General features: G+C 59.6%; 17 protein-coding genes. 3 read left to right on the forward strand and 14 right to left on the reverse strand.

The features are described from left to right. Nucleotides 1-319: 319 nt before the first annotated feature. The 3 genes from ISP19_RS01415 to ISP19_RS01425 all read right to left on the reverse strand — a co-directional run bounded on the left by ISP19_RS01415 (nucleotide 320) and on the right by ISP19_RS01425 (nucleotide 2531). Entirely contained in the window at nucleotides 320-973 is a 654-nt protein-coding gene (locus tag ISP19_RS01415) for a glutathione S-transferase family protein (RefSeq protein WP_204678872.1), read from the reverse strand. 197 nt (nucleotides 974-1170) lie between these two features. After that, on the reverse strand, nucleotides 1171-1554 hold the full coding sequence (locus ISP19_RS01420; RefSeq protein WP_204678874.1) for a VOC family protein: 384 nt from the start codon (nucleotides 1552-1554) through the stop codon (nucleotides 1171-1173). A gap of 53 nt (nucleotides 1555-1607) precedes the next feature. Next, entirely contained in the window at nucleotides 1608-2531 is a 924-nt protein-coding gene (locus ISP19_RS01425; protein ID WP_204678876.1) for an AraC family transcriptional regulator, read from the reverse strand. 199 nt (nucleotides 2532-2730) lie between these two features. Between ISP19_RS01425 and ISP19_RS01430 the strand changes: the two genes are divergently transcribed. Beyond that, a complete protein-coding gene (locus ISP19_RS01430; RefSeq protein ID WP_204678878.1) occupies nucleotides 2731-3291 on the forward strand; it encodes a 4-hydroxylaminobenzoate lyase in 561 nt (186 codons plus the stop codon). Between the two features lie 167 nt (nucleotides 3292-3458). On the opposite strand, the gene ISP19_RS01435 is transcribed toward ISP19_RS01430, so the two are convergent. Then, nucleotides 3459-4154, reverse strand: a complete 696-nt coding sequence (locus ISP19_RS01435; protein ID WP_204678880.1) for a dienelactone hydrolase family protein — start codon at nucleotides 4152-4154, stop codon at nucleotides 3459-3461. 416 nt (nucleotides 4155-4570) lie between these two features. Between ISP19_RS01435 and ISP19_RS01440 the strand changes: the two genes are divergently transcribed. Continuing rightward, nucleotides 4571-5170 carry a cysteine hydrolase family protein gene (locus tag ISP19_RS01440; protein ID WP_204678881.1) on the forward strand — a complete coding sequence of 200 codons (600 nt, stop codon included), beginning with the start codon at nucleotides 4571-4573 and terminating at the stop codon, nucleotides 5168-5170. Between the two features lie 81 nt (nucleotides 5171-5251). Here ISP19_RS01440 and ISP19_RS01445 read toward each other — a convergent pair whose 3' ends face one another. Both ISP19_RS01445 and ISP19_RS01450 read right to left on the reverse strand, forming a co-directional pair. Next, nucleotides 5252-5542: a hypothetical protein gene (locus ISP19_RS01445; RefSeq protein WP_204678883.1), complete on the reverse strand. Its 291-nt coding sequence runs from the start codon at nucleotides 5540-5542 to the stop codon at nucleotides 5252-5254. Continuing rightward, on the reverse strand, nucleotides 5539-6735 hold the full coding sequence (locus ISP19_RS01450) for a flavin-containing monooxygenase (RefSeq protein WP_204678892.1): 1197 nt from the start codon (nucleotides 6733-6735) through the stop codon (nucleotides 5539-5541). The genes ISP19_RS01445 and ISP19_RS01450 overlap by 4 nt, the downstream gene beginning before the upstream one ends. 299 nt (nucleotides 6736-7034) lie before the next feature. Between ISP19_RS01450 and ISP19_RS01455 the strand changes: the two genes are divergently transcribed. Further along, nucleotides 7035-7436, forward strand: coding sequence for a nuclear transport factor 2 family protein (locus ISP19_RS01455; protein ID WP_204678894.1), 402 nt, complete (start codon nucleotides 7035-7037; stop codon nucleotides 7434-7436). Here the strand turns inward: ISP19_RS01455 and ISP19_RS01460 are convergent, their stop codons facing one another. The 8 genes from ISP19_RS01460 to ISP19_RS01495 all read right to left on the reverse strand — a co-directional run bounded on the left by ISP19_RS01460 (nucleotide 7437) and on the right by ISP19_RS01495 (nucleotide 16493). Then, nucleotides 7437-8066 (reverse strand): DNA-3-methyladenine glycosylase, encoded by a 630-nt coding sequence (locus ISP19_RS01460; RefSeq protein WP_284385263.1) that lies wholly within the window; start codon nucleotides 8064-8066, stop codon nucleotides 7437-7439. A gap of 88 nt (nucleotides 8067-8154) precedes the next feature. Continuing rightward, nucleotides 8155-9120: an L-histidine N(alpha)-methyltransferase gene (gene egtD, locus ISP19_RS01465; RefSeq protein WP_204678896.1), complete on the reverse strand. Its 966-nt coding sequence runs from the start codon at nucleotides 9118-9120 to the stop codon at nucleotides 8155-8157. Next, complete coding sequence (egtB, locus tag ISP19_RS01470; RefSeq protein ID WP_204678898.1) at nucleotides 9120-10403, reverse strand: ergothioneine biosynthesis protein EgtB; 1284 nt, start codon at nucleotides 10401-10403, stop codon at nucleotides 9120-9122. The genes egtD and egtB overlap by 1 nt, the downstream gene beginning before the upstream one ends. A 108-nt stretch (nucleotides 10404-10511) precedes the next feature. After that, nucleotides 10512-11069, reverse strand: coding sequence for a hypothetical protein (locus ISP19_RS01475; RefSeq protein WP_204678900.1), 558 nt, complete (start codon nucleotides 11067-11069; stop codon nucleotides 10512-10514). A gap of 368 nt (nucleotides 11070-11437) precedes the next feature. Then, nucleotides 11438-12376 (reverse strand): aldo/keto reductase, encoded by a 939-nt coding sequence (locus tag ISP19_RS01480; RefSeq protein WP_204678902.1) that lies wholly within the window; start codon nucleotides 12374-12376, stop codon nucleotides 11438-11440. 41 nt (nucleotides 12377-12417) lie between these two features. Beyond that, the gene (locus ISP19_RS01485; RefSeq protein ID WP_204678904.1) at nucleotides 12418-13887 is read right to left on the reverse strand and encodes an efflux transporter outer membrane subunit; all 1470 of its coding nucleotides are present in this window, start codon (nucleotides 13885-13887) and stop codon (nucleotides 12418-12420) included. Nucleotides 13888-13905: 18 nt separating this feature from the next. Beyond that, entirely contained in the window at nucleotides 13906-15393 is a 1488-nt protein-coding gene (locus tag ISP19_RS01490; protein WP_204678906.1) for an MDR family MFS transporter, read from the reverse strand. Then, a complete protein-coding gene (locus tag ISP19_RS01495; RefSeq protein WP_239556366.1) occupies nucleotides 15390-16493 on the reverse strand; it encodes an HlyD family secretion protein in 1104 nt (367 codons plus the stop codon). The genes ISP19_RS01490 and ISP19_RS01495 overlap by 4 nt, the downstream gene beginning before the upstream one ends. Nucleotide 16494: the final 1 nt, after the last annotated feature.

The raw sequence follows: 16494 nt of genomic DNA on the forward strand, positions 1-16494 counted from the left end.
CGTCGAGGTTTAAGGTGGGTACCGGTGTTGGATCGTTGCGATCCGGAGGGCACGGCGGTGCCGTATGATCTTGGGAGACCATGGTCAACTCCTAGTAAGTTGGTTGTGGTTTAGCGGGTCGTGGGAGGGCCAACTCTCACGATCCGCGCCTCCAAGCATTGCTGCCTGGGTCATCGGCGTCGGCTGTTTCGCTAACTGCGTTGATGACCCGGCCACTTTATCGAGTGCGGTTGCAAGTGTCATGTAGGATTTTGATGACACTTGTTGTACGTGTAACGTCGCCGGGCGACATACACATCGCGTTCACAACGGAACGCAATCAGCCAGCCTGTCGCCTACTGTTGAATACCGCCAACTGCGCGTCGAACGCGCGCTGGTAGGCAGGCCGCGCTTCGGCACGTGCGACATACGCGGCCAGATTCGGAAATTCATTGATCAGGCCCGACGGTTTCAACCTGAGCAGTACCGACGCCATCATCAGATCGCCTGCGCTGAATGCACCATCGAGCCAGTCGGCATCACCGAGGCGGCGAGTAAGTTGCTCCAGCCGACAGCGAATACGATCCGCGACCAGCGGTACGCGCTCCTTGCACCAGGGCTTGTCGCTCTCCAGCAGCCTGGCGTTGGCGAATTCAATGATCGGCGGCTCCACCGTGCTGAGCGCGGCAAACATCCAGGTGATGGCACGCGCCCGCGCCCCGGCATCATCGGGCAGCAGGCCCGCGTGGCGCTCGGCAATATGGAACACGATGGAACCGGACTCGAACAGGGCAAGGCCGTCTTCCTCATAGGTTGGAATCTGGCCGAAGGGATTAAGCGCCAGATGTGCGGGCTCCTTCAGCGTGTCGAACGAAAGAAGGCGAACTTCGTAAGGTTGGCCCACTTCTTCAAGCGCCCAACGAACACGCGTGTCACGCGTCAGTCCCCTGCCGCCATCGGGTGAGTGTTCAAAAGCGGTAATGGTGATGCTCATTGTCAGGCTCCTCCTGGCGCGTCGTTGTTGAACCTGCCCGGATACGTATTGCAAAAAAGTAAACCTCATTGCCGTCATTCCCGCTTTCGCGGGAATGACGGCCCGAAAACGTGGAGATACCTCAGCAGTAATCACCTTTCAGTCCTGCATCAGAACGACGAACGTGTTTTTCGACAATCGACATCGTGCCGCCATTTTTATTGCCCCGAAGGCGGCTGCCAGAGCTCCACCTTGTTGCCTTCAGGATCAATAACCCAGCCGAACTTACCGAACTCGGACTCATCGACCTTGTCATCGACGTTGCAGCCCTCGGCTTTGAGAGCAGCCAGCAGCGCGTGCAGGTCTTCAACGCGATAGTTGATCATGAAGCTTGCCGTGCTCGGGGCAAAGTACGTGGTGTCGTCCTTGAAGGGATTCCACGCCGTGGTCCCCGTGCCGTTCGCATTGTCTTCGTTCCATCGAAACGCGACGCCGCCCCACTTTTCCACGTTCAGACCGAGATGCACGCGGTACCACTCGGCCAGTGCCTTGGGGTCTTTCGCCTTGAAGAACACTCCACCGATGCCAGTAACTCGTCTCATGACGTCTCCTTGATCGAACAATGATTGAAAGGACCGGTAACTGCCTGTGGCATTCAAACCTTGCTGCGTACTTCCGAGCGATATTGGCTGGGGCTTTGACCAAACATTTTTTTGAACGTTGAACTGAACGTGGTTTCAGATGCGTAGCCGATGGCGGCGGCGATGTTCGCGAGATTGTCGTTACCCGTCTTCAAGGCATCCCTGGCCATCGTCATGCGCCAGCGGATCAGATATTCCAGCGGCGGCACGCCCACGAGATCCTTGAAGCGCTCAATGAACGCAGTACGTGACATGCCGACCTTCGACGCCAATTCCTCCACCTTCCAGCGATGTGCGATGGTTTCATGCATCATCCGCAGCGCGGCGCCGATCCTTGCATCCGACAACGCGCCCAGCCAGCCCGTTGACCTTGGGTTGGCGGCAAGATGCGCCCGCAGGATGTTCAGCAGCACCATGTTCGCGATACTGCCGGCCATCGCGGTCGCCCCCGGTTGCACTGACTCGGTTTCCGCCTTGAACAATTCGAGGGCTGCGCGCAATGGCCGGGCATGCGGAGCAGCGGCGGGTACGTGCACCAACGAGGGAAGCAAATTGAGCAGCAAGCCGCTCATGTCACCGTCGAATTCGAAGAGTCCGCCGACGCTGATCGTGCGTGCCTCTCCCCGTCCATAGCGAATAATCCCATCCGCATCCAGGTGATCGGCAAACACCTTCTCCCCGTCTTGCAGTGCCACGCCGGGGTCGCTGGCAAAACAGTAAGGCGATCCGTCGGTGAGGAGATAGAAGTCGCCCGCGCTCAATTTCACCGGCACGGTGACGCCTTCAATCCATACCCATCGATCGCCCTTGATCACTCCGCCGAATTTGACGTGACGATAGGCGGGAAAACGCAGTGCCCAAGGATCGGCCGCCTCGAAGCGCGCCGAAAGCACGCTTTTGACTTTCAGCAGGGAAAGCACGTCCGAAAGCGGGTCCATGGGAAATATGTACGATGCAATAGGAAATTTGGTCAATCGATTATGGATTGAACGGTTACCGCGAGCAAAAATGCTTACCTCAACCATTGCCACGCGGTCGCGCCCAAGCAAAGGCTTCCCCCTCGTTTCCATCCGTCCTCAACCCAGAGCAACGTTTTACACGTCACGTCATCGGGTTTTGCCGACGCTCGCAGGTGCCATGTCAAACATGTTTCAGACCCCATCCACACAGAGCAAAGACGAACTCGTCGCCCGTTTCATCCCCTTGCTGCAAGAGGTCAAGGACATGACCACGAGCACCCAGGTCGAGCAATGGCTGAATACGAAATATGGCGTGGAAAGTGAGCTCTACAAGGACCTGGCGCGACTGATCACCCTCGGCGTGAAGGAGGGCTGGGCGGCCGACATCGAGGTCGCCGGCCCGCGTTACCGTCGCTCTCTCGTCGTCACGCCCAGCGCGGAGACGCACTTCTTCAGCGCCACGGCGGTGCTGTTGGACAGCACGGACAACACCCAGAACAATCCGGAAGGCAGCTTCCGCGCCAACTATCATCTGCACCCGTATGGCGAGATCAATCTGGTGGTGCCGCTCAACGAAGGCGCTGCGCTCGCGGGTCCGAACGGCTGGTGCCATGGCGGCTGGACTGCGCCCGCGCCGGGCAGCCACCACTTTCCGGAAGTGAAAGGCGGTGCGGTGATCTCGCTTACGTTTCTTCCGGCGGGGCGGATTACGCTCGACGTTAAACCACCGCAGCAGTAAACCGCGGCGCAATTCATATTCCAAAGAGAGAGACATCAACAGATGAGTACGTCTCCGGCATCAGCGTGTGGCAATGAACCTGGCCACCGGCCCAGCTTGCTGATCGCGATCCGGATGAACCGGATCGCTTCCGGATTCTTCACGCCTGCTGAGCGCCCGCTCGCGCGTCAGTTCAGGAATTGGTGAAAGAACTGATAGGTCCGCGTGTTGGCGAGCTTCGCCGCCGCTTCGTCATAGCGCGTTCCAGTGTGCCGGGTGAAGGCGTGGGCGCAGCCTGGGTAGGAGTAGATCGTGGCGTTATCGTGACCTTTCAGCGCGTCCCTGATCTTGGCCTGATCATCGGAGGAGATGTACTCGTCTTCCGTACCGAGATGCATGATGAAGGGTGACTTTAAGGTTTTCGCATCGCTCAGGTAGTTCTGCGTGCCACCGCCATAGTACGCAGCCGCCGCGGTCACTTGAGAACGCGCCGAGGTCAGGAAGGTCATGAGTCCGCCCAGGCAATATCCCGTCAGGCCTGCTTTGCCGTTGCATTCCGGAAGCGATCGAGCCATGGTCAGCACCGCTTCGACGTCGTGCACTCCCAACGCAAAATCGTAGCTCTGGTAAAGCGACAGGCCTTTCTTCCATTCGTCCTCCGACCAATGGTTGAGATCAAGCCCGCGCTCCTTCCTCCAAAAAAGATCAGGGCATAGGGCGATGAACCCTTGTTCCGCGAATTCGCGGCAAGACTCCCGCATATCCTTATTGATCCCAAATATTTCGTGCAGCACGACGACCGCAGGGGACGGCACCTTGCCGGGCCAGTCGATATAAACGGAAAACGTTCCTTCGGCGGTAGTCAGTTCTCGGTATTCACCCATGGCACTGTCTCCAGATTGAAGTTCGAGTGGACGTCTTCCGTGCCTCCGGCTCCTTCGCCAGAATCTTCTGGTGGCCGATCGATGGACGGCTAAACAACAGGGGGCCAAACGCATCGCCGATGCGATCAGACGGCGATCGGGCTGCTGCCGACCGGATCGGCGATCTCTCGCGCCGCAACACGATATGGTTGGTATCGAGCCGCTCCATACTACTCTTCCGGCAGCCCAGGAATGCCCTTGGGCATCGTGCTTCCTCGTTCGCAACAAATCCTTAGAATGCAGGCGATGCAAGCGTGGCGGGCGCCAGGTCGACAATCTCCCACCTCTCCCTTCGGACCAAACGGCTCCCACCACGAAAAGAGTGCTCAGACCTCGAATAGGAGTGGACCATGGCAGCGACGACATACGAACCCGAATTGACCGGCCTGCTTATCGTTGATCCCTATAACGACTTCCTGTCGGAAGGCGGGAAGCTCTACCAGCTAAGCCGCGAGACCCTGGAATCCCTCAACGTCGTTGAGCATATGCGCCAGGTGCTGGCCGCCGCGCGGTCACGCGGCATCCAGGTGTTCTTTGTACCGCATCACCGATGGCGCGAAAACGACACGCATCTTCATTGGAAGACGATGCCTCCCGTGCAGGCCAGCACCTTTCAACATCATGTGTTCGCTGACGGCACCTGGGGCGGCAGCTTTCATGCGGATTTCGAGCCGAAGCCCGGCGACGTGGTGGCACACGAGCATTGGATGTCAAGCGGGTTTGCCAACACCGACCTTGACCTTCAATTGAAGAAACATGGATTGCGCAAAATCATCATCATTGGCATGCGCGCCAACACGTGCATCGAATCCACACTACGCTATGCGGCTGAATCGGGATACGAGGTGACGATCATCAAGGACGCCATCGGCAGCTTCGGGCATGCGGAGATGGAGGCGTCGCTCACGTTCAATATGCCCGCCTATGCGAATGCCATTCTCTCTACGCAGGAAATCATCGAGAAACTCTCAGGCTGACTGTACAAACATAAGTTCCGCAAGCCGGGTAGCCACCGGGTGAAACCGACGATCTGCTGATCACCAACGCGGCCCTGCCAACTATCGCGACGGCTCACGAAACTCGTAATCGCCGCGCCGGATGCTGAGCGCCCGCGCCCGGTAGACAAACGTGTAGCTGGGCCAGATCGACGCATTGCGTCCGGTCCTGTCCATGTACCAGCTTTTGCAGCCGACGCTTACCCAGACAGTGCCCAGCAGTTTCCGGTCTATCCATGCCACGTCGCGCTGTTGTGCTTCGGCTCGTGCCTCGACGGTGAGCGCATGCAACTGCTCCGCACGCCGGATGAGTCGAAGCCCCTGCTCTACCTGCGTCTCCAGCATGTAGATCATGGATGTATGCCCGAGCACGGTGTTCGGGCCGTGCAGCAGGAACAGATTGGGGAAGCCGCTGACCATCGTGCCGGCAAGGCAGCGCGGACTCCCCTGCCAGACATCGGCCAGCGACTCGCCGCTGCGGCCGTAGATGTAATGGAGTACGGCAGGTCCTGTACCTGAAAACCCGTGCCGAAGACGATCACATCGACCCGGCGTTCGACCCCGTCACTGCCGACCACGCCGTGCTCGGTAATGCGCTCCAGTCCCGAAGGCACCACATCCACATTGCTCTGCGCCAGCGCCGGGTAATAGTCGTCTGACACAAGGATGCGCTTGCAGCCCATCGTGTATTCCGGGGTAAGTTTCTGGCGTAACGCGGGATCCTTGATGCTTGCGCGCATGTGCCTGATGGCTTGCATCTGGACCACGCGCATCACGAGCGGATTTCGAAATCCGAAGGCCAACAATTCACGCTGCACATAGATGCACAAGCGCACCCAACGTTGCAGCCATGGACGCCGATGAAAGCGTTCCATGGCCCGCTTTGTGATGGCAAAGTCACCGCGCGGCACGATCCACGGCGCGGTGCGCTGAAACAGATACAAGCGCGAGACGGCCGGCTGGATCCGCGGAATGAACTGGATCGCCGACGCGCCCGTACCCACCACGCACACCGCCTTGCCTGCCAGATTCAAATCGCGCGGCCATTGGGCCGAATGGAATACCAGGCCCTTGAAGTCGTTCAGCCCCTTCAGTGCAGGAATGCTCGGATCGCTGAGCGCACCCATGCCGGCAAAAACATAGCGGCCACGGTATTCCCCGTTCGGGGTGCCGATGACCCACTCGCCGCAGGCCTCGCTCCAGTGCAGGCTGCGAACCGTCGTGTTGAAACGAATATGTTCGGATACCTGGAAGTTCCGTGCGCAATGCCGCAGATAATCCAATATTTCCGGCTGCGGCGAAAACTGATAACTCCAGCTTGAGTTGGGTGCAAAGGAGTAAGAGTACAAATGTGACTGCACATCACATGCGCATCCGGGATATCGGTTGTCGCGCCAGACACCCCCGACATCGCCGGCACGTTCCAGCACGACAAAATCATGTTCCCCTTGATCTTTCAGGCGAATGGCGGCGGCAAGAACGCCGAAGCCGGCACCGATGATGACTACTTTGAACGAGCGACCGTTCGGGCCCTGATCGTCGTGCACGTCGCCCCCGCATCGTTATATTCCAGGGACCAAAGTCAGACCGGAGCCTGAGCCATATCTGCTAATTACCCAAGCACCGCGAGTGAAAATGCTAAGGATTAGTACATTTGCCGTTTAGGAGGTCTTGTTCCGAGCAAACGGGCAAGCACGCCAGCTATTGCTCCCTCAACACTTGTACGCCCGCCTGGCCGAGCGCAAGCTAACGACTCGTCCACCGGCGGACGCGTCTGTCGCGCGCTCCGCCGAACTCAGGTGTTGAGTGCTTATCGCGAACACGCAGGGTTAGATGGAGGCCGAGAATGGCAATGCACGACATCCGCAAGGCCATCGATCAACATTGGGCCGCATCCGCTGCGGGCGATCAAGTTGAGGAGCATGCGATCTATCACGACGATGCGGTGTGCGAGTACCCGCAGTCCGGCGAGATCATCCACGGCCGGCGCAACCTGCAGGCGCTCCGCAGCCATCACCCCGGTAAACCGTCAGGGTTCACGGTGCGGCGCATTGCCGGAGAAGGCAACCTGTGGGTGACCGAGTATGTGATCACCTACGAGGGCAAGCGCGCGTACACCGTGAGCATCATGGAGTTTCGCGACGGAAAGGTGGCGCACGAAACGCAATACTTCGCCGATCCGTTTGAAGCGCCCGCCTGGCGCGCCCAATGGGTCGAGCAAGGCAACACTGCCGAGCGCGTCCCATAATCAGTGTTGCTGCGACGCCGTACCCGATACGTGACGGTTGCCCGGCACGCTCCAGCGCAAAGGGAGATCCTTGCCCTGGCTGATGCCGATACGCGGCCCGCCCACCGGATTCCTGGGCGGCGCCATGCCATCGTCGACAATGGTGAAGCCTTCGCTGGCGCCCACCAGATCAATGCCATTCTGGATTCCGCTGATACCCATCGCCTCCGTCAGGCGCGCTGGCCCGCGGCATAAATCACGATCACGGGTTATTCGCGGCCGCACTGCACGCATTTGCTCCAGTCCGTGCAGAGGCTCCAGGGCTCGAATGAGCACACCGCAACCACCACCCACCGGGCCGCTCACACAGTTGCAGCACCAGTGCATGCCGTAGGTGAAACGGACATACATGTGCCCCGGGGGGCCAAACATCACGGCGTTGCTCAGCGTCCTTCCGCGGAACGTATGTGAAGCCGGGTCGACGGCGCCTAAATAGGCCTCCACTTCCACGATGCGGCCCGCCCGGCCATCTGCGCTCACCAGGATCTTGTTGAGGAGTTGCTGCGCGACCACGGTCGCCGCACGAGCAAAGAACGCGCGCGACAAGGGCCTGCCGGGCCATTTGATGGATGTCACTTCTTTTCTAGCCACACGGTTCTCCAATGGGCCCTGCCTATTCGCGAAGCTCCGACGAGTTACTGGCTCGGCCAAATCGCCACCATCGAAAACTACAGCACGCCTAATTGCTCACGGCACGCGCGAGAAACACCGAGAAAAGGCCGGACGCGTCGGTCCATTCGTGCATCGGCAACCATCCACCCGCACTCAGCAGCACGGCAGCACCGCGCGGGTCGTATTTGTGGCTGTTTTCAGTGTGGATGGTCTGCCTGGCTTGCATCTTGAAAGCATAGCCATCCACCTTGAAGGACACATCGCGCATAGCCTCCAGGTGCATCTCCACGCGTGATTGCTTCGTGTTCCAGCGGGCCCGGTGGCGAAAGGCGTTCAGCGGAATGGTGCCATCAAGATCGCGGTTGATGCGTTCAAGCAGATTCAAATTGAACTGTGCGGTGACCCCTTGCGCATCGTCATAGGCGGGCAACAAGATACGTTCGTCCTTGACTCGATCGATGCCGATCAACAGCATGGCGTCCGGGCCCAAGGTTTTGGCCATGCGACGCAGCAGGTCCACCGCTTCGGTCACGAGCAGATTGCCGATGGTCGAGCCGGGGAAAAAGCCAAGGTAAGGCGGCTGCATCGATGCGGGCAGCGAAACCTGCGAGGAGAAATCCGCCTGCACGGGGTGAATCGGCAAGCCTGGAAATTGCTCCCTCAGCGCACCGGCGGATTCCATCAGGAACTCTCCGGAAATGTCGATGGGCACATAGGCACACGGCTCCACCGCCGATAACAGCAGCGGCGTTTTCGCCGAGGAACCCGAGCCGTATTCCACCACCGTGCGCCCGGGACCTATCAGGCGCGCCATGTCGTGGCCATGCGTATGCAGGATTTCCCGCTCTGCGCGCGTGGGGTAGTACTCAGGCAGGCGCGTGATGTCTTCAAACAATTCAGAGCCACGATGATCGTAGAACCAGCGCGGCGGAATCGCCGGCTGAAGTTGCGAGAGACCGCTCAGGACGTCCTTGCGGAACGCCAGGTCCCCCAACGTCGGCTCCACCAGGTCCATATCTGACATGAAATTCATTACTGGCTCCTCGCCAATCGCACCCCGGCAAACTGCCAGCGTTGCTGCGGATAGAAAAAATTGCGGTAGCTGGCGCGCACATGTCCGCGTGGTGTCGCAAAGCTGCCACCCTTGAGTACAAATTGCCCGGACATGAACTTGCCGTTGTATTCGCCTACGGCGCCGGTCGCCGGCTGAAAACCCGGATATGGCGAAAACGCCGATGCGGTCCATTCCCACACGTCACCAAACAGCTGGCGAATGCCCTGCCCGCCATGATCAGGCATGGGATGAACGGCGCCGGCTTTATCCAAAAACACTCCGGCCTGGGCGTTGTGATGTTGCGCAGCGCTTTCCCATTCGGCCTCGGTAGGCAGGCGCGCACCGGCCCAGCGCGCATACGCGTCGGCCTCGTAATAACTCACGTTGGTCACCGGCGCATCGAGCACCAGGTCGGCCCAGCCGTCCAGACCGAAGCGCTGCACCCAACGGTCTTCCTCGTCTCGGCGCCAATACAGCGGCGCTTCGATCTGCTGTGAGCGAACCCACGCCCAGCCGTCGGACAACCAATACTTTGACTGCTGATAACCGCCGTCTTCGATGAATTGGCGCCATTCGCGATTGGTGACCAATCGATCGGCCAGCGCATGCGGCGAAAGCCAGGTCGTATGGCGAGGGCGCTCGCTGTCAAAGGCGAATCCTTTCGCATCATCGCCCATCTCGGCCGGGCCTTCACGGCCCACCACCCAACGCAGCGGTGAAGGCACCACCACCGGCTGCGTTGGGGTCCGCACAAAAAGTGGAGCCTGAAGCGGACTGCTGTAGGTAAGATGCTGCAGATCCATCAGGATCAGTTCCTGGTGCTGCTCCTCGTGATGGCAACCGAGCTCAATGAGCTCGCGTGCGCGCTGGGGCAAACTTCCCCACGCATCGCGTATATGTGCGTCGACGTACTGGCGGTACGCGTAGACGTTCTCGAGCGAGGGGCGAATGAGCAGTCCACGGGATGCGCGAGCAAGACGCTCGCCTTCCGCTTCATAATAACTATTGAAAAGATAGGCGTAACTGGCATCAAACGGCTTATATCCGCTTACGTGATCGCGCAGCACGAAGGTTTCAAAGAACCACGTGCTATGCGCGAGATGCCATTTCGCCGGCGACGCGTCCGGCATCGACTGCACGGTCGCTTCGGCATCGGAAAGTGATGCGCACAACCCATCCGTGAGTGCGCGCACGCGATTAAACCGGTCCAGAAGCGCATCCAATACGCCAGGTGCCAATACCGGCAGTTTTTTAGCTGTCATATAAATCACTCCTTCGCACAACCATAGAGTTGCGAATTGCCATTCTTTGAATAAGACATGTTGAACGTCGGCGTGAATAAAACTCCAAGATCTTCAGCCGTCTCAGCATCAGATGGGAAAGACCGTAGAGTCCGGCTTCAGTCCATAGAGAAGGCGTTGCTTCATCGACGCCGCGACGGACGCCATGCCCTCGTTTTGGATACGAACGTTTCGGGCTGTTACATCGACCAGTCGCGGGCCATCGCAGAGCGCGGCAACCAGGTGGGTGTCACCATCCTTTGTGCTATAGGACCGCACGGCTGACGACGTATCACAATACGCCGCGCCGCCCGGATTCTGTTCCGGGTCAACATAAAGAACGACGCGCGGAGCAGCCGCTAGTTGTGACTGGCCTTTGTTGAGCAAGGCGTATTGTTGCTGCGTTGTTCCATAAGGGATCTGCTTCGCCAACTCATCAGAACTTAGCTGCCGAGTGTCGCCATGCACTTCCACCGGCATCGTGTTCATCATGGGTTTCCAGCGAAAGTAAGTATCATCAGCAGCAGCCCATTGCGTTCGCAACGTTCCACTGCACCCGGCCACCAAAAGAGCCAGCGGCATCAGAAATATGGCGTAAAAAATCGCCGTCACGCCCTTTCCAGGGCGCGCTTTCAAGCTTGCTTTCATTGAGCTATCTCCAGTTACATCACGCTGATGAGCATTTAGTGGCGCCGCGTCAGCGCGAGACTTTCTTTATTCGCGCTTCGATATTCCATCACCCAGCGACGAGAAAATAAAAATGTATTTTCCATTACACATATATCGGACGAACTCGTACCAAAAACCGTCAACTGCGGATTGACTATTTACAAAACCAAAGCGATCCATGCGTTCGGCATCTCCAATTTCTGCTATTCAAACGAAAGAGTGTGCATCGCAAAAAAATCTTGCGTTGCCGTCATTCCCGCGAGATGCTTCACAACAGCCCGGCGAATTTGATTCCATACACTGCAACAGCCCCTCACTCCTCACTCCTCTCTCTTAGCTCTTCGCTCCTACCGCCGCGGCACAAACCCAGGCACCCCGGTATCCACCACCGCATTGAGCCTGACTTCCGTGGTAATGCGCTCCCTTATGTCCTGCATGGCGACCTGCGGCAGCGAGGAAACATCAAAGTTTTCCCTGATGTGCGCCGGGTTGGTCGACGTGGTGAGGAAGGCCGTACCGCGCGATGCAGCCCACGCCAACGCGACTTGCGCCGGTGTCCTGCCGACATGCTCGGCGATGCGCGTGATCACCGGATCGTCGGTTATTTTCGGGTCCATGCCATGGCCCAGCGGGGCGAATGCCTGAAACACGATGCCGTGTTGCTCACAGAACTCCAGCAGCTCCCATTCGGGCAGATACGGATGGCACTCGACCTGCACCACGGCGGGCTTGATGCGCGCCACCGCAACCAGCTCCTTTAACTTGTCCAACGTGATATCGGAAAGCCCGATGGCCTTGACCCGGCCCTCATCCACCAGCTGTTCCATCGCCCGCCATGTTTCGACCAGGGTTATCTCTGTGTCGTAGATCGGCGTGCCCTGATCGTTCATCGGATACTGTTCGTCGCCGGCTTGGAACGCATACGGCGTATGGATCAGATACAAGTCGAGGTAATCGAGCTGCAGGCGATCCAGGCTTGCTTCCAGGGCGGGCTTGACGCGCTCGGGGCGGTGATTGTTGTTCCATAGCTTGGTGGTGATGAACACGTCATCGCGCGTCACCGTGCCTGCCTCGAACGACTCCTTCAGCGCCTCGCCCACCAGGTCTTCGGTGCGATAAAGCTCTGCGCCGTCGATGTGCCGGAAGCCCGCTTCCAATGCCTCCTTGATGGCCGGCTTGACCTTGGCGCGATCGGGAATCAGCGAGCCGAATCCCATGACGGGGATGGCGCCGCTGCCGTGAGCGAGGGGAATTCTTTTCTGGCGAAAATCTTCAGTCGTATGCATGTTCGTATTCTCTATTTGGGATCTTGTATTCAATTCGGTAATCACAACTTCCCGTTGTACGCCACACGCTGCTCGGAAGCACCGTTGGCATTGCCGCCGAGGGCCACCGAAAGTTGCACGTTGTCGAGGTAACGCGCGGTCTTAGCTTGAATCTCGCCGATCAGTGCGCGCTGGTAGCTGCGCTGGGCGTCCAGCACCTGCAGCACACTGGTTTCACCCACCTGATAGCCCTGCTGGTTCAACTGAAGGCTGGTCTGGGCGGCGCTCAACGCCTGTTCCTGCGCGGCATATTCTTCTGCGTCGTGGTTGACGCCCTGCAGCACGTCGGCCACCTGGCCCAACGATTTGATAACGGTCTGCTGGTAGTTGGCGTAGGTCGCCTTGTAGTCGTCGACCGAGGCTTGACGGTTCGCCTTGAGCGTTCCGCCGGCGTAAAGCGGTCCGGCCAGGCCACCTGCAATACCCCACAGCGTTCCGATGCCAGGGCCCGCCGTGGCGAGCGAAGCGGAGAGCGTGAGGTGCGGGTACATATCCGCGGTTGCCACGCCGATCGCCGCACTCTGTGCATGGAGCTCGGCTTCCGCTTCGAGAATGTCCGGGCGATTGCGCGCAAGTTCGGACGGCAGGCTGACGGGGATATCTTGCGGCAGCGTGAAATCGCTCAGATCAAAATCCGGCGCCGTCCATTCACCCGGGCTCTTGCCCACCAGGATCGACAGTGCATGCTTTGCGACGTCACGCTGCTGGGTGAGCGGGGGCAGCAGGGTCTGGTCCTGGGCGAGCTGGGTGTTAGCCAGCGCGACATCGAGCTGCGTCGCGCTGCCGTGCTCATGTGCGCCCTGAACGAGTTCGAGGTTCTTCTGATCGTCCGCGATCAGCACCTGCACCGCAGTGATCTGCGCACGGGCGGATGCGAGCTGGATCGCCTCGCTGGCGACGTCGCCGGTGACGGTCAGATAGGCCGCGTCAAACTTATGCTTCTGAAATTCGGCTTGTGCTTTGCGTTCCTCGACCAGCCGCTTGTTACCGCCGAAGATGTCGAAGTCGTAGCTCACTTGCGGCCCGACCGAGTAGAAGTTGGACGTGGCGGTTACGCCGCCGGAGTTCTCCCGCCCACGGCCGCCTGACGCACCAAATCCCACCTGCGGACGCAGCCTGCCAGCGGCCGACGCAACGGCGTCGTTCGCCTGCGCGATGGTTGCATCGGCCGCTTCCAGATCGAAATTGCCGGTGACGGCCTTGTTCATCACCGCATCGAGCTTGGTGGAGCCGAGCGACGTCCACCAATTGCCTTCAATGCTCTTGCCGAGGTCGATGTGCTGAGTCTGGACTGTCTTGTCGTCACCGCCGAGTTTCTGCTCGGCCTGGGCGTCGTAGTGTTGCGTGGTCGGCGCAGCCGGCTTTTGGAAATTGGGCCCCACCATGCACGCGGACAGCAGCATGGCCATGGTGGAGGTAAGTACCAGCGTGCGTGAAGACCGCTTCAACGAAATCGATGTGATCAGTTTCATGACAGGACTCCAGGAATATCAGTTGCCGGCACGCGGCTTACGAAGGAAGAGAACCAGGGGACTGGCGACCAGTGCGGTCACCAGCAAAATCTTGAATTGGTCGAAGATGCCGACAATCGCCGCCTGACCCGTGACCTCATCGTTCAGCGAAGCGAGTCCCTGCACCGAGAAAACACTGCTGCCGAGGACGTAGGGCCGCAGGTCCTTGGCGAGCGCCAGGTGCATGCTCTGGGTGTTGTTGAAGAAGAAGATCTGCACGATCGCAATGCCGAGCGTGCTGCCATACAACCGCGCCATGTTGAAGAAGGCGTTGCCTTCCGGGCGAAGTTTCGGGTCCAGCGTGCTGAAGGCAGTACGGGAAAGGGCGGCCATCACAATGCCCAGGCCGAAGCCCTGCACGATCCCCGCCCACACCACCGCGTCCCAATACATCAGCGGCGAGTAGCGAACCATCTTCCAGGTGCCGTAGATCACCAGGCTCAGGCCACCGAGCAGGAACAGCCGGTTGTCGATGCGCGGCGACGGACGCGCGGTCAGCAGCAAGCCGCAGACCAGGGCCATGCCGCGCGGAATGGTGATGTTTCCGGTGGTGTGCGCCGGGTAACCGAGCAGTTCCTCAAGCATCGGCGAAGTCAACGCCAGGGTCGGCAGCAGGATGAAGCCGATCGCAAAGTACATCAGGGTCGAGACAACGAAGTTGCGATCCTTGAACAAAGCCTTGTCCAGGAAGTGCTGGTCCTTGGTCAGCATGTGCACGATGAACAGATAGAAGCCGAGCGCGGAGGCGATGGCGTCCACCCAGATCTCTCTCGAGTCAAACCAGTCCATGCGTTCACCGCGATCGAACAGCATCTGCAGCCCCGCAATGCCCATCGTGAAAGCGGCCAGTCCAAAGAAATCGAAAGACGGGGTCTTCTCGGCCTTCTTCTCGGTCAGGTACAGGCCCATCGTCAACGCGACAAACGTGGCCAGCGGAACACTGAAATAGAAGATCGATTGCCAGCTGATGAATTCGCTGAGCCAGCCGCCGATGCTCGGGCCGCTGAGCATCCCGGACAGCGACGCCACGGTCCACACCAGACCCATGCGCGGCTGCCGCTGCGGCGGGGTGACTTCAAGCAGGATCGCCATCGATATCGGAGCAAGCGTGCCGCTCGCCGCGCCCTGGAGGATGCGGGCTGCCACAAATTGCAGCGGTGTCGTTGCCAGCGTGTCGAGGAACAGTGCAAGGATGAAAATGCTGATCGATACCTGGAAGACCGTCTTCCTTCCGAATTTCCCCGCCAGCCACGCGGTCATTGGCATGACGATGGTGGCGGCGGCGATGTAGGCGGTGAACACCCAACCGATCTCGTCGTCGGCCATCGAGAGCGAACCCTGGATGTACAGCAGCGCCGCATTCGGGATCGAGATGTTCATCGCCTGCATGAAGGTCGCAAGCAGCGCGGCCATCACCAGCAGCCGGCGAGACGTCGCCTCGGCGGCAGGGTCAAGGGCAGCGTTCATTGCAGTGCCCCGGTGCCAGCACTTGCCACGTACGCGTGCTGCCGGGTATCGACGTGTGCGGTGACGCTCATGCCCGAATACAGCGGACGCTGCGGATCGAGTTGGTCGAACTCCAGGCGCACCGGCAAACGCTGCACCACCTTCACCCAGTTGCCGGTGGCATTTTCCGGCGGCAACACCGCGAATTCCGAGCCCGTGCCGGGAGCGATGCTGACCACGTGTGCTTTGAACGGATGCCCAGGATAGGTATCGACATCGATGATCGCCGACTGGCCCGGACGCATATACGTCATGCCGGTTTCGCGGAAATTGGCCTCGACCCAGATGCGGCGGCTGGACATCATCGAGAACTCGGTGGCGCCGCTATTGACGTAATCGCCCACCTGCAGATCGTCGACCCGGGTGACGACGCCATCGTCCGGCGCCACCACCGTCGTGTAGGAAAGATCGAGCCGGGCGCGATCCAGTTGCGCCTTCGCCTCACGCACCATCGGGTGTTGATCGACCGGGATATCCGGATTGCCGTCCAATTCGGCGACGGTGTTGGCAACATCCTGCTGCGCCGACGCAATGTGTTGTTGTGCGACGGTGAGATCGGACTCCGACTGCTCAAACGCGGAACGCGAGGTGAAATCGGTGGCGAGCAGCGCTTTCTTGCGCGCGTATTCACGCTGGTCGAAGTCAGCCGTCGCCTTGGCGGCGTCAACATCGGCCAATTGGCTGTGATACGTCGCCTTGAGCGCTTCGACCTGCAGACGCGCACTGTTGAGCTTGGCCTCATCCTGCTCCACCGCAATGCGGTAGGGCTCGGGATCGACCTGGAACAGCAGTTGGCCCGCGCGCACCTTCTGGTTGTCGCGCACCGCGATCTGCACCACCTGGCCGGGGACCCGGGCATTGATGGAAACCTTCGCGGCCTGCACGAAGGCGTCGTCGGTCATCACTTCATGGGCGCGAGCCAGGTATTCGGCGGCGCCGCCGATCGCCAGCACCAGCGGCACACCCGCCATCAGGGGAACGCGCAGCTTCGCCTTGAGGCTGCGGGGCGGCTTGGCGGGTGCGGCCGCCCTTTCAACTATTTCTTCAGACTGCTTTTGCATG

Origin of the sequence: Dyella flava (genome assembly GCF_016904955.1) — a bacterium.
GTDB lineage: Bacteria > Pseudomonadota > Gammaproteobacteria > Xanthomonadales > Rhodanobacteraceae > Dyella_B > Dyella_B flava.

Excerpts from the sequence above, each read along its gene's own strand:
- ISP19_RS01415 (WP_204678872.1), bottom strand. The coding sequence starts at position 973 with ATGAGCATCACCATTACCGCTTTTGAACACTCACCCGATGGCGGCAGG.
- ISP19_RS01420 (WP_204678874.1), bottom strand. The coding sequence starts at position 1,554 with ATGAGACGAGTTACTGGCATCGGTGGAGTGTTCTTCAAGGCGAAAGAC.
- ISP19_RS01425 (WP_204678876.1), bottom strand. The coding sequence starts at position 2,531 with ATGGACCCGCTTTCGGACGTGCTTTCCCTGCTGAAAGTCAAAAGCGTG.
- ISP19_RS01430 (WP_204678878.1), top strand. The coding sequence starts at position 2,731 with ATGTCAAACATGTTTCAGACCCCATCCACACAGAGCAAAGACGAACTC.
- ISP19_RS01435 (WP_204678880.1), bottom strand. The coding sequence starts at position 4,154 with ATGGGTGAATACCGAGAACTGACTACCGCCGAAGGAACGTTTTCCGTT.
- ISP19_RS01445 (WP_204678883.1), bottom strand. The coding sequence starts at position 5,542 with ATGATCTACATGCTGGAGACGCAGGTAGAGCAGGGGCTTCGACTCATC.
- ISP19_RS01455 (WP_204678894.1), top strand. The coding sequence starts at position 7,035 with ATGGCAATGCACGACATCCGCAAGGCCATCGATCAACATTGGGCCGCA.
- egtD (WP_204678896.1), bottom strand. The coding sequence starts at position 9,120 with ATGAATTTCATGTCAGATATGGACCTGGTGGAGCCGACGTTGGGGGAC.
- egtB (WP_204678898.1), bottom strand. The coding sequence starts at position 10,403 with ATGACAGCTAAAAAACTGCCGGTATTGGCACCTGGCGTATTGGATGCG.
- ISP19_RS01475 (WP_204678900.1), bottom strand. The coding sequence starts at position 11,069 with ATGAAAGCAAGCTTGAAAGCGCGCCCTGGAAAGGGCGTGACGGCGATT.
- ISP19_RS01480 (WP_204678902.1), bottom strand. The coding sequence starts at position 12,376 with ATGCATACGACTGAAGATTTTCGCCAGAAAAGAATTCCCCTCGCTCAC.
- ISP19_RS01485 (WP_204678904.1), bottom strand. The coding sequence starts at position 13,887 with ATGAAACTGATCACATCGATTTCGTTGAAGCGGTCTTCACGCACGCTG.
- ISP19_RS01490 (WP_204678906.1), bottom strand. The coding sequence starts at position 15,393 with ATGAACGCTGCCCTTGACCCTGCCGCCGAGGCGACGTCTCGCCGGCTG.
- ISP19_RS01495 (WP_239556366.1), bottom strand. The coding sequence starts at position 16,493 with ATGCAAAAGCAGTCTGAAGAAATAGTTGAAAGGGCGGCCGCACCCGCC.